The sequence below is a fragment of the Belliella buryatensis genome, from assembly GCF_900188245.1.
Classification (GTDB): Bacteria; Bacteroidota; Bacteroidia; order Cytophagales; family Cyclobacteriaceae; genus Belliella; species Belliella buryatensis.
Map to the genome: position 1 here is coordinate 1 of NZ_FZOK01000001.1, position 12,508 is coordinate 12,508.

8 protein-coding genes, 1 pseudogene and 1 riboswitch are annotated in these 12,508 nt (G+C 39.0%); of the genes and pseudogenes, 4 read left to right on the forward strand and 5 right to left on the reverse strand.

Annotated features, from left to right (window positions below):
- Positions 1-345, forward strand: a pseudogene (locus CHB66_RS00005) (hypothetical protein); the annotation flags it as partial.
- A gap of 120 nt (positions 346-465) precedes the next feature.
- Positions 466-1,632, forward strand: coding sequence for a hypothetical protein (locus tag CHB66_RS00010; protein WP_089236710.1), 1,167 nt, complete (start codon positions 466-468; stop codon positions 1,630-1,632).
- Positions 1,633-1,650: 18 nt separating this feature from the next.
- Here the strand turns inward: CHB66_RS00010 and tenA are convergent, their stop codons facing one another.
- The 4 genes from tenA to thiM are packed head-to-tail and all read right to left on the reverse strand — an operon-like array spanning position 1,651 to position 4,553.
- Positions 1,651-2,307: a thiaminase II gene (gene tenA / locus CHB66_RS00015; protein ID WP_089236712.1), complete on the reverse strand. Its 657-nt coding sequence runs from the start codon at positions 2,305-2,307 to the stop codon at positions 1,651-1,653.
- Positions 2,294-3,118 carry a bifunctional hydroxymethylpyrimidine kinase/phosphomethylpyrimidine kinase gene (gene thiD / locus CHB66_RS00020; protein ID WP_089236714.1) on the reverse strand — a complete coding sequence of 275 codons (825 nt, stop codon included), beginning with the start codon at positions 3,116-3,118 and terminating at the stop codon, positions 2,294-2,296. The genes tenA and thiD overlap by 14 nt, the downstream gene beginning before the upstream one ends.
- Positions 3,115-3,762, reverse strand: coding sequence for a thiamine phosphate synthase (gene thiE / locus CHB66_RS00025; protein WP_089236716.1), 648 nt, complete (start codon positions 3,760-3,762; stop codon positions 3,115-3,117). The genes thiD and thiE overlap by 4 nt, the downstream gene beginning before the upstream one ends.
- Complete coding sequence (gene thiM, locus CHB66_RS00030; protein ID WP_089236718.1) at positions 3,759-4,553, reverse strand: hydroxyethylthiazole kinase; 795 nt, start codon at positions 4,551-4,553, stop codon at positions 3,759-3,761. The genes thiE and thiM overlap by 4 nt, the downstream gene beginning before the upstream one ends.
- Before the next feature lie 72 nt (positions 4,554-4,625).
- Positions 4,626-4,716: riboswitch (TPP riboswitch) on the reverse strand.
- Positions 4,717-5,058: 342 nt separating this feature from the next.
- Here thiM and CHB66_RS00035 point away from each other — a divergent pair.
- On the forward strand, positions 5,059-9,792 hold the full coding sequence (locus tag CHB66_RS00035) for a chitobiase/beta-hexosaminidase C-terminal domain-containing protein (protein WP_089236720.1): 4,734 nt from the start codon (positions 5,059-5,061) through the stop codon (positions 9,790-9,792).
- 128 nt (positions 9,793-9,920) lie between these two features.
- Positions 9,921-11,063, forward strand: a complete 1,143-nt coding sequence (locus tag CHB66_RS00040; protein ID WP_089236723.1) for a 1-acyl-sn-glycerol-3-phosphate acyltransferase — start codon at positions 9,921-9,923, stop codon at positions 11,061-11,063.
- 34 nt (positions 11,064-11,097) lie between these two features.
- On the opposite strand, the gene CHB66_RS00045 is transcribed toward CHB66_RS00040, so the two are convergent.
- Entirely contained in the window at positions 11,098-12,318 is a 1,221-nt protein-coding gene (locus CHB66_RS00045; protein WP_089236725.1) for a sensor histidine kinase, read from the reverse strand.
- Between the last annotated feature and the right edge of the window lie 190 nt (positions 12,319-12,508).

The window sequence follows — 12,508 nt, forward strand, 5'->3', positions numbered from 1 at the left end:
CGATGTAAGTCCACTATTCCTGACCAAAAAAATTACTTAACTCCGGGGGGTCACTTTGCAGCGCTGATAGGGGGTCACTTTGACCGCTATATGCAGGTGACACACAATATCGCTTATGCTATCGGTGATTCTCCATACGGCCCTTTTACTTACCAAGGTGTAATACTCAACCCTGTACAAGGCTGGACCAATCACCATTCGATTGTCAAAATTGACAGCAAATGGTACATCTTTTATCATGATACTGAGCTTTCTGGAGAAACACACCTTAGAAACATAAAAATGGCTGAACTGGAACATCTTGCTGATGGAACAATCAAAACCATTGAACCAATTTTAAAATAACCTTTAAGCAGAGGTCAACAATCAATAAATCCGAAGTCTAATTGCTTCGGATTTATTATTTTGATCCGCTTTTCTAGCGCTATACTTTTGTTTAAACTAATTTTTTATCATATTTCGAATATGAAAATCTCTGAAAACTGCAGTTACCTTTTAGCTTTGCTACTCCTTGCTGCCTGTGGCAAAAGTGAAGAATCAACGCGTACGGCTAGCGAACCTAGCTATGAACTCATTAAGGTTGATTCATTCCAAGTAGAAAATCTAACTCGGGTAAGGATTACTGATTTCAGTGAAACTGAAAACATCTACTTGGGCTACAGTGAAGCTGAAAACGACGTACTCGAAATTTCCCCTGAAGGAAATATCATCAAAAGAGTCAATCTCAGCGGAGATGGTCCAGGCAAATTAGGGAATTGGGTACCTCTAGGGCTGAGTTTTGGACCTGAGCAAAAAAGAGTCTTTCAACTCCCCTTTCAGCTTGCTACCTACAATCAAAATTACGAGCAAATTGAAAATATTCGAATACAATCTCCATTACCTGTTCGAACTAGCTTTCCCTTAAGCAAAACAGCTTATTTTATGGAAGATGGAAATCCAAGATACTTAGTCGGGCCAACCTCATTCTTATCCGCACACCTTTTGATTTACGACGAAGTGGGTAGAGATACTTTGCAAAACTTTTCCTTACTCTATCCTGAATCTGGTGATATGAAATCCATTATCCCCTACGAAGCAGACTCCTATTATAAAAAGACTCCCAATATCTATACTAACTTGATGGCCAAATCATTTTTTATCTCAAGTGACAAGTTGCATGTACTCCAAGGTCTTTCAGAGTCTATTCAAGTATATGACCTAAAGGAATTCAACCTTATCAAAAATATCCCATTGACGCACAGTGAGTTTCTCAAATATGACCCAGTACCAATAGGGACATCCATGGATGATCCAAGGGTCAATCAGCTCTCCTCGATGGCTGGAAGAAATCTAAGAATTTTTGACCTAAGTGATGAATTATGGCTGGTAAGGTATTTTCAAGGTATTACAAATTCAGAATTTGAATTAAGGAATTCAGAAGAAAATCCATTCCGATTTGTAGATGCCAATGACAAGATCAAATTGATCGTATTCAAAAATGGAGAACAAATACCTGGGGAGTTGGAAGTTCCTGAAGGAACCATGCTTTTCTCACTTGGAAAAAACAAAGTCCTTGTGGAAGAAAAACCTAGCGAAGATATAGAAGAAGAGTTTACACGGTACAGTGTCTATGAATTGAGAATCATCAACTGAAAAAAGCTGGGCTAAGATCTATATAGCCCAGCATTCTATTTGATAGGCAGAATCCCAAAACATCCATTCCAATCTTGTAGCCATTTGGAAGGCTTCTAGCATTTCCTGTTGGAGCTTTTCACTTGCACTTTCAGCTAACTGATCAGTAATTTGTATTGCTTGCTGTACGGACTGAGCAAACTCTTCTCCGGAATAAGTATCTATCCAATTCTTGTAAGGATTATCTTTGACAGCGGACTGCTGAGCATAAATGTAGTCCCCTACTTCCTTATAAATCCAAAAACAAGGCAGCACCGCCGCTGCAGCTACTTCTACATTTGCATATGCTGATCTCGAGAGCAGGTAATTGGTGTAAAGCAGACAAGTAGGTGATGCTTGTACTTCATCAGGTATCCCTAAAGTCTTGAAATAACCTTCATGCAAGGCTCGCTCCACTACAATGGCACCAGCTGCAAACTGTGAATAAGCCAACACTTGACTCAAGTCTTGCAACCTACTCGAGATGGTACTCAATGCTTTACCAAACTCACCTAAGTAATAGGCATCCTGAGCCATGTAGAACTTGAACCTCTCTTTATCTAAAGTGCCCGATGCCAATTCTTGATTGAAAGGCAATTCCAATATTTTCTGATAGATGGGTTCAATACTCCCCCATGCTTGCTCACTCCATTTCATGTATTATTTGATTTTGAGGGTTGAAAAAATGATTCAAGGGTCCATTTCCATGACCTGTTTTTACGGCTTTCCCGAGTAATATAGCTTGATAAATATAATTCCGAGCTTTTGTTACAGCCTGTTGCATTTCATTTCCCTTTGCCAATTCAGCAGCAATTGCCGAGGAAAGAGAACAACCTGTGCCATGCACATTACTGGATTCTATTTTAGCATTTTCAAAGATTACTTCCTCTCCTTGATTCAAGACTAGAAGATCTTGAATTACTTCGGTTTTCAAATGTCCTCCTTTGATCAAAACTGCATTGGGGATATAGAATTGCAAAAAAACCGCTGCTTTTTTCATATCACTAAGATCCTGAACTTTGAATCCACAAAGGATTTCTGTTTCATCCAGATTGGGGGTGATTAGCGAAACCAGAGGAAATAATTTTTCTTTGATCGTCTCTATAGTCTCTTCTTGAATCAATCTATCACCTGAAGTTGCTACCATTACAGGATCAAATACCATGGGAATATCTAAGCCTTTCAGTTTCTTTGCCAGCAATTCCACTACATCTGGCCTATCAAGCATACCTATCTTAATAGCTCTTGGAGTGATATCTGTCAATATTGCATCCAACTGGGCCTCTATATGGTCAATGGGAATGCTATGAATATCCTTAACACCAACGGTATTCTGAGCTGTAGTGGCTGTAATTACAGTCATCCCATAGCAACCTAAAGCAGAAAAAGTCTTCAAATCTGCCTGAATTCCAGCACCTCCACTACTATCTGATCCAGCTATACTCAATACGGGAATGTATGTTTTCATTTTACCTTATTTAATCCTTTTTCAATTTCTTTTTTAAAAGACTCCGCAGCGTGGCTTGGGCTTTTTGCACTACATATACCTGACACAATTGCCAAACAGTCTGCTCCTGCTTGTATTACGGCTGCTGCATTGTGGATTTTGATATTCCCTATAGCTACCAAAGCTTTATTGCTGATCTCTCGAAGAGATTGTAATCCTTTTAATCCCCACTCACTTTTCGTATCCATTTTGGTAGGTGTAGAAAAGATAGGGCTTACTCCATAATACCACGCATGTTTGGCCTGATCTGATTTTATTTCCTCCAAATGTTCTATAGACAAACCCACAGGAAAATATTGCCCAAAAGTCTCCTGAACTTCAAAAACACTTGCATCAGATTGCCCAATATGGATTCCATTTGCTTCTACTGTCCTTGCTACCTCAATACTATCATTGATAATCAAAGGTACTTCATATTGGTCGCAGAGGATTTTCAGCTTTTCAGCTTTTCTAATAAAATCAGCAATTGAAAGGTCTTTCTCCCTTAACTGTACAATATCTACACCACCTTTAATTGCTTCCTCTACCACCCAAAAGAAATCCCTTCCAAGACATGCCTTTTGGTCTGTAACTAAGTAAAGGCGGTATGGGAAATCCCTTTTCATAAAAATTCTACACGCATCCTTTTAGCAAATTCCTCATCAGTAAGCTGGTAGAGTACATCATAAAAGTTTAATTGAAGCGTACCAGGACCAGCAGCCTTCTCAGCTGCAATATCTCCTGCGACACCCATTACTACCATTGCAGTCGTCGTAGCTAAAAATGCATCTTTTCCAGTCCCTACAAATGCACCTACCAAAGCTGAAGCAGTACAGCCCATTCCTGTCACTTTTGCCATCATTGGATGCCCATTTGTGACAATCGAAATTTTATCTTCCCTAATAACATAATCCTTAGCACCAGAAATACAGACCACGGCCCCAGTTTCATTTGAAAGCTCAATCCCTGCTTGCAATGCCTCATCTGAGCTGTTGCTACTATCTACACCTCTACTTTGTATATTCACGCTAGCCAAAGCCATAATTTCAGAAGCGTTGCCTCTTATAATGGATGGTTTTTTGGAAAGTAATTGAGTCAAAACTTCATTTCTGTAAGCAGATGCTCCTGCACCTACCGGGTCTAAAACCCAAGGTTTTTGATTTTGATTGGCACTATCTACTGCAAGCATCATGCTGTCCACCCAGTACTCATCTAGCGTACCAATATTAATGACTAATGATGAAATAATTTTGGACATATCTGACATCTCAGGGTGAGCGTGCGCCATGATAGGCGATGCACCAATTGCTAAGAGTGCATTTGCTGTATTATTCATCACCACGTAGTTGGTGATAGATTGAACAAGTGTTGGATTGGATTTGAAATGATTGAATGTACTGATAACTGCGTCCTTCATGATTTAATTATTAAGGTTAAAAAAACTTTAGGAGCACTGTAAACAGGTGTTCACTAAGCTATCCTCAGGCAATAGAATAGCTACACTTTTTCTTTCGCCAGCATTACCTGGTTCAAGTTCAAAGGGTTTAATCTCAGCCAATCAGGCACCCCTAAAGTTTTCAAATACTAAGGTAGAAATTTATTTTTCAGCTTTACAGGTAAAATCGACATTTTTATGATTCCCCCTACTAAAACGTCTTTATTTGGGACAAAAAATAAATGTAAATCAATGGCCATATCTTGAAATTCAAACGCTCAATTTCATCAACAAATGACAATCTTTGATTTTTAACCAATCCAAATTTTATCTCCTAGAGACACTTTAGAACCAACTAATCCCAATTTTTTTCAATTTTTAACCTTTTGTTAATAATAAAATTTGGTTTATCCGATTTCAATCGGTTAATTTTAGCAGCATTTTATTTACAACAAACTGCATATATTAAATCATCAATCACATATACATGAAACACAATTTACGCAAATCAATTTTGCTTGCATTATTCATGATTTTGAGCAGTATTTCACTACATGCTCAAACAGAAGTAGTTGCAGGCTGGACATTTGGCACGGTGACTGGAGCAGAATCTCCTTTAGCAGACCAAGGTAACTTCCTTAATGTTGGGATTCAAGAAATCACCTTGACCAATGCCAACATTACAGGTTATGTAGCTGGATCGCCTGGAAGATCAATTACTTCCAATGGCTGGATTACAAAAGGAGAAAGATTTTGGGTAGTACCTGTGAATACCACTGGATTTACAAACTTGACCCTGTCTTCCAAGCAACAAAGCTCCAATACCGGCCCCAGAGACTTTAAAGCTCAGTATAGTTTGGATGGTGAGATTTGGGTTGATATTACAGGTGGCACCTACACCGTTGCAAATAATTTTACCACAGGGGTTTTGAATAAAATAGCCCTTCCATCTGAGACGAGCAACAAGCCTTTACTTTTAATCCGCTGGTTGAACACTTCAGATATAGCTGTAAACGATCTACCTATAGGCAGTGGTGGAACCAATAGAATTGATGAAATATTCATAGAAGGAGAGTCTGGAGGGGAAATTCTTGATCCTACAGCTACCCCACTTATCAATCCGAATGGAGGTACTTTTGATGAGGCTGTCACAGTAACACTTTCATCTACTTCAGAGAATGCTTCTATTTATTATACATTAGACGGTTCAGAACCTAATTTAGGAAGCTTAACTTATACAGGTCCAATAGTCATAGAAGAAAGCGCTACACTCTCTGCCATAGCTTTGGCTGATGGTTTTGGAATCAGTGGTGTGGCTTCAGCTGACTTTATCATTAATGTTCCTACAACTCCTGCTGCTAGCATTCCTTATGTTCAAAATTTCGAGAACTTTGTCAACTTGAGCAGTCCTGTAACTTCATTTGGTGCAGAGGTTGAGTGGGCTTTCACAGGAGCCGTACTTAATTATAATGGCCTTTTTGGCACTGGCACTGCTGGAGGTTTTAGAGGAGGAGATGTGTTAGGATATCAACATACCGGAACTTCAGGTGTATTTACTGCTAGCTTAACTTTAGAAAACACTACGGGCTTTCCTATTACTGATTTGGAGATTTCTTACCTTGGAAGAGTCAGTAGGGTTGATCAAACAAGGTTTCCTGAGTGGACAGTAACCGTCAACGGAACGACTATTTCAGAACTGAGCTACAGTACTGCTTCTGGAGAAGATGAAAATAAATCTGCACTCCTTTCAGGACTGAATATCCTTCCAGGAGAACTAGTCACTATTGAGTGGTCTTCTGATAGGGGTTTCAATGCAGGGGGCGGAAGTAGACAAATTGGTATTGCTGATTTGAGTATCACTATTCCTGAAGTATTAGAACCAGTTGCTTTTGTCAATTGGGACTTTTCAGGTGAAACAGGAAGTCAAGTTGCTACAGCAGGCACAGCACTTATACCTGGCATAGTTGCAAGAGATTTTACAAGAGGAGCTGGGATCAATGCTACAGGAGCCAACAATTCTATCAATTCAAATGGATGGAATGCAGGAGATGAACGCTATTATACTTTTGGCTTCAATGTGGCTGCTGATAAATTAATAGACTTGACTGCTCTTCAGATTGGAAGCACTTCATCAAACGGTGGTCCTAGAGATATGGCTTTAGTATATAGTGGTGATGGCTTCACAGCTAGAATTGCTGAATGGCAACATACAGGTTCGTTTGTAAATCAAATCATTGACCTTTCAGCATTACAAAATTTATCTGGTGATGTGGAGTTTAGAATTATCACTACAAGTGATGTATCTGCCAATGGTGGAACAATTGCTTCAACTGGAACTTCTAGAGTGACCAATTTCTTCCCTGGTGCGCTTCCTGTAACATTTACAGGAATTGTAAAAGATGCCGATGGGGTAATCATCCCAAGAATTGAGGTTAATCCAAGCGAATTGAACTTCGGAGCAATCAGTTTGGCAAGTACTCTACCTGTACTTTCTTATGAAATATCAGCAGAAAACCTTGAAGGAGATGTCACTGTATCAGCACCTGCTCCTTATCAAGTCTCTAAAGATGGGAATACCTTCTCAGGGTCTATTGTATTCACCGTTGAGGAGCTTAATGTTGCTCAGATGGTATTTGTGCAATTGAATAATATCGAAGTAGGGACTTTCAACACCACTATTACCAATCAAACAGCTGGAACTTTACCAGTGGCGGTAACAGTAAATGGTTCCGTATTTGATCCATTCAATATCAGTGAAAACTTCAACAATACCTGTCCTGACTTACCAGCTGGCTGGGAAACCATCAGTGTATTAGGTGCACAAGAATGGGCATGTACTACTTTTGGTAGAGCTGGCACCACTCCTACTGCCTCTGCCCCATTTGGCTTACAGATCAATGGCTTCTCTGGAGGTGCGGTTCTCAATGAAGATTGGTTAATCTCAGCACCTTACGATTTGACTGGGTTTAATATTCCATTGATGACATTCTGGAGTAGAGTCGCATTCCAAGGCCCAAGATTGAAGCTGTTGATTTCTACGGATTATGTAAGCGGAAATCCTAATGAAGCTACTTGGACTGAACTGAGTGATAGATTTGCAACAGCAGATCAGTGGACTTTCTCAGGTCAAGTTGATTTGAGTGAGTATTTGGGTGAAACAGTAAGGATAGCATTTGTCTACAATTCTTCTCCAGAAACTGGCGCTGCAAGATGGACACTGGATGATTTTGCACTTTTTAGCTCTGATGTGCCTGCAGAGCCTTTCTTTACCAATAATATCGGAAATGTAGATTACTGGCATTTTGGAGTTGTACCGGCAGGAAGCACTTCTAGCAATACAAGAACCTTCAATTTTGGCTTATCCAATGCTGTAGCTGATCTGAAAATTAGTGCAGGTGAAGGATTTGAGTTTTCAAAAGATGGTGTGGATTTCAGTAGCTCATTAATCTACACATCAAGTGAGTTACTAGATCAGAAAACAGTCATTGTAAGATTTGCTCCTACGAGTGAAGGAGCCTTTGCTGCACCGATTCTATTTGAAAGTGGAGATATCTCAGTTAAAAGGGGCTACCTAACAGGCGCGACCATAGCTAAAGATGAATCATTCAATGTGGTCAACTGGAACATCGAATGGTTTGGTTCTACTAATTCTGGTCAAGGACCAACCAATGTTGACCTTCAGCTACAGAATGTAAAGACAGTCATTGAAGACCTAGATGCTGATGTCTATGCCTTTCAAGAAATCACTAACCTAGATAAATTCTATGAGTTAGTAGATGCGCTTCCAGGATACAGAGGATTCCATTCTACAGCAGTTTCTCAAGCTGGTGATTTTGAACAAGCACAGAAGCTTACCTATCTATACAAAACCGCCAGAGTAGATTCTATTTCGACGAGAGTGCTATTGCAAGGTGTCAATACAAATGATTTGGAAGGCTATCCAGATGCAAACAGAAGTAGATTCTGGGCTAGTGGCAGGCTCCCCTACCTATTCGATATCAAAACAAATATCAATGGGGTACAGCAAAACATTACTTTAGTCAATGTACACACTAGATCTAATGGCGGTGGAGAGAGTGTAGGAGCCCAGAGATATGCCATGAGAAGGTATGATGTGAATGTATTGAAAGATTCATTGGATACTTATTATGGTGATGTACCATTGATCATTCTTGGTGACTTCAATGATGACTTGGATGAAACTGTGGCAGATCAAACTGCCCCTACAGTAAATACTTCAGAGACTTCATTCATCAACTACATCAATGATCCTGAGAATTATAATCCTATCACCATCAGCTTAAGCAATGCCGGTCTCAGAACTTTCCCAAGCTTTGAAAATGTAATTGATCACCAGATCATTTCCAATGAACTGAATGATAGCTGGATTGTAAACTCAGAGCGTATTGTTGCACCTTATGATTTGATTCCAAATTATGACAACACTACCTCTGATCACTTACCGATCAAAACAAGGTTTATTCTAAAATGTGATCTTGAACAAGCAACTGTTACTGCTTCCGAAACAGAAGTATGTGCTGGTTCGAATAGTATAACTTTTGAGCTAGTGGGCGGAAGATATGATAGCATTGTAGGATGGGAAATCTCAACAGATGGAGGAAGCTCCTGGGTCGGGGTAGATGGTTCAGCTGAATTGAGCAGTATCACCGTAGAAAATCTTGAATCCGCTGCTCAGGTTAGAGCGATCATAGATTCTAACATCTGTGATGCAATAGCTACTGAAGCTGTGGCAATTGACATCAAATCATTGCCAAGTCCTGTAATAGGGATTGAAAAGAGTAGACTCTTCACTTTAGAAGGACCTTACTCATATCAATGGTTCAAGAATGGTCAATTAATCGCTACAACAAATAGCAACGAGACAAGAATCCAAGGAGCAGGAATCTATACTGTAGTCATTACAGATTTGGATGGTTGCACAGCTACCTCTGAGGAATTTACTTTCCCAGTGAGAGGAAACTCCAATAAAGCCAGGGTGTTCCCTAATCCAGCTACAGATTTTGTCAATGTAGAATTAAAAAGAACTGAAGGTCTTCAAAATGTAGAATTGAGAAATTCAAACGGTCATTTGATCAAATCTCAATTGACTGAAGGAGCTCTAGTTCAAATGGATTTGGCTGGATTGGCCAAAGGTATTTATTTGATCTACATTACTGATAGGTTTGGATCTACATCGGTTGAAAGACTTGTAATCCGATAACAGTTTAATTTTAAAGTAATTAAAAGGTCAGCGATTGATTCGCTGGCCTTTTTTTGTTCCATAAATCATCCCCTTTTCCATGCTTTCATCATTTTTTTGTTTATTTGTAAAGCACAAATCAGAAAAGCATGTCACCCTTTGAAGATATAAGACCTTATTATGACACGGAAGTAGATGATGCCATCAGGGAGATCCTACACCACCCGATGCTCAAAGCAATGATGAATTTTACTTTTCCTGATGTCAGCGATGATTATTGGAGAGACCTGATGCTTCATTGTCATTCTATCCGTGATTTTCAGATTAATTTCATTTATCCTGGTGTACAGAAAGTACTTGAAAAAAGCTCAGAAGGCTTATCCACATCAGGCTTTGAAAAATTAGAGAAAAACGTTCCTTATCTTTTTATATCAAATCACCGAGATATTATCCTAGACACCTCATTGCTCAATGCTAGTCTTTACGAGCATGGATTATCCATGACTACCTCTGCCATAGGTGACAACTTAGTCAAAAAACCTTTCCTCAATACACTATCTCGACTGACGAGAAACTTTACCATCAAGAGGGGATTACCAGCAAGGGAGCTTTTAGAAAGCTCAAAAATCACCTCGGCATTTATCAAAAACTCACTCTTGAGAGAAAATCGCTCCGTCTGGATCGCGCAGCGGGAAGGTAGAACCAAAGACGGAAATGATGAAACACACAAGGGAGTTTTGAAGATGATCTCTATGGCCGCGGAAGAAGGGAAAGTCATTGATTACTTTCAAAAAATCAATATCGTGCCTGTTTCCATTTCCTATGAATATGATCCTACTGATGTATTGAAAATGCCAGAACTGCTAGCCAAAGCAAATTCTGAAATCTATGTAAAAAGTGAAAACGAGGATTTCATCACCTTACTCAGTGGAATTATGGGGCAGAAAAAAAGAATCCATATTCACATAGGAGAAGTTCTCAATGATGCGATAGGTGAGATCGGTAAAAATGAATCTAACAGCAACCGACAATTTCAAGCCATCGCAGATTTGATAGATCAAAATATCCTCGCTGGATTCAAATTATGGCCAACGAATTTCATAGCTCATGACCTGATGTATGGCGATCAAGAATATAAGGATCATTATACAGATGAAGAAAAGGCACTATTTGAAAGGAGATTCCAAAAAGGAGTAGATGTCAATGACCCTATGGCTGTAAAAAGCTTCTTGGCTATGTATGCCAACCCAGTCAATAATCAAAAACGTGTCCTTGAAGAAATCAGTAAATAATAAAAAGGCTACCCAAATTTGGGAAGCCTTTTTATTAGACTGGCAATTTTACAGTAAACTTGGTACCGCCTTCACTTGAAGAATCTATGCTCAATTCTCCCTTGGTTTTATCTACCAAGTGCTTTACAAGTGCCAAACCAAAACCAAAACCCTTCTCCCCTCCTGTCCCGTCAGTGGATTTAGAATTTCCTTCCAGAATTTCTTGAATTTTCTCCTTAGATATCCCAATACCAGAATCCTCAACAGTCATTACCAACTCATTCCTTTCTTTCTCTTTCTCTTGAAGATCAAGCACTACACTTACAGAACCGTTTTCTGGGGTAAACTTGATAGCATTTGAAATCAGGTTCCCGACAATCTGAAGTAATTTGTTTTTTGGGAAAGGAACATGATGTCTACCATCCTTATTGATTACAGAATAGCTCACATTTTTATGTACTGCCTGAGCTCCATACATATCCAAAAGTTTTTCTTTTAAAGTTTCCAAGCTGAACTCAACAGAATGGTTGATCTGAGGCTTAGATTGTTCTGGCTTCGGATAGTCTTGGGAAAGGATTTCATCTGCTAATTCTAAAACAGAATTTCCACTTTTTTGAATCAAATTAATAAAGTCCAAAACCTCTTCAAGCTGATTTTCATTTCCTTGGTCTTGAATAATCTTTGCAAGGCCTATGATACCACCAATCGGCCCTCTAATGTCATGTGCTACTTTTTTCTGATTCTCCTTGATCTCCAGCATTCTATTCTTGAGATCTTTGACAGCCTTCATGATTTTCAATCTATTGACTATCTCATCAGCTATGATCTTCAGCAACTCTATTTTCTCCTGAGAAAGATTTTTCAAAGTGGTGTCTAGCACACACAAAGCGCCAAGATTGATGCCTTCAGCCGTCGTCAATGGAACCCCAAAATAATACCTCAAATTTGGGCTGTCCTTCACATAAAACTTGTCAGAAAAGCGATCATCTTTAGAAAGGTCCTTGATCTCGAATTGATCAGACTCCATCAAGGTGTATTGACAAACTGAATCCTCTCTCGGCATCTGTATAGTAGGAAACCCATGAGCTGAGACTGACCATTGTGTAAACGAGTCAATCAGATTGACCAAAGAAATATCTGTACCAGCAACTTTTGCTGCTAGCTTAGTCAAATCCTTAAATTGAATTTCTAAATCTGTATAATCTAAATCATACTCTGACAACTCTAATATTCTTTCGAATTCATTGTCTGGAATCGGAACTTCTTGAAATTTCATAACTGGATAGATTTGCACAAATAACGAACAAAACAAAGATATGGATCATTAAAAATGTATTTATTTTTCATCAAAAATTCACAAACCTTTTTAGGTTTTATGAAGTACATAATTGTTCCTTTGAAACCTTATAATAATGAAAATCAATCGCATGCAATACTCCACAAATGAAAAATCTCTTGCTAAAAAC

What these genes read in the sequence shown, in the direction of transcription:
- thiE (WP_089236716.1), bottom strand. Translation starts at nt 3,762, where the DNA reads ATGAAAAGGGATTTCCCATACCGCCTTTACTTAGTTACAGACCAAAAG.
- CHB66_RS00040 (WP_089236723.1), top strand. Translation starts at nt 9,921, where the DNA reads ATGTCACCCTTTGAAGATATAAGACCTTATTATGACACGGAAGTAGAT.
- CHB66_RS00035 (WP_089236720.1), top strand. Translation starts at nt 5,059, where the DNA reads ATGAAACACAATTTACGCAAATCAATTTTGCTTGCATTATTCATGATT.
- CHB66_RS00045 (WP_089236725.1), bottom strand. Translation starts at nt 12,318, where the DNA reads ATGAAATTTCAAGAAGTTCCGATTCCAGACAATGAATTCGAAAGAATA.
- CHB66_RS00010 (WP_089236710.1), top strand. Translation starts at nt 466, where the DNA reads ATGAAAATCTCTGAAAACTGCAGTTACCTTTTAGCTTTGCTACTCCTT.
- tenA (WP_089236712.1), bottom strand. Translation starts at nt 2,307, where the DNA reads ATGAAATGGAGTGAGCAAGCATGGGGGAGTATTGAACCCATCTATCAG.
- thiM (WP_089236718.1), bottom strand. Translation starts at nt 4,553, where the DNA reads ATGAAGGACGCAGTTATCAGTACATTCAATCATTTCAAATCCAATCCA.
- thiD (WP_089236714.1), bottom strand. Translation starts at nt 3,118, where the DNA reads ATGAAAACATACATTCCCGTATTGAGTATAGCTGGATCAGATAGTAGT.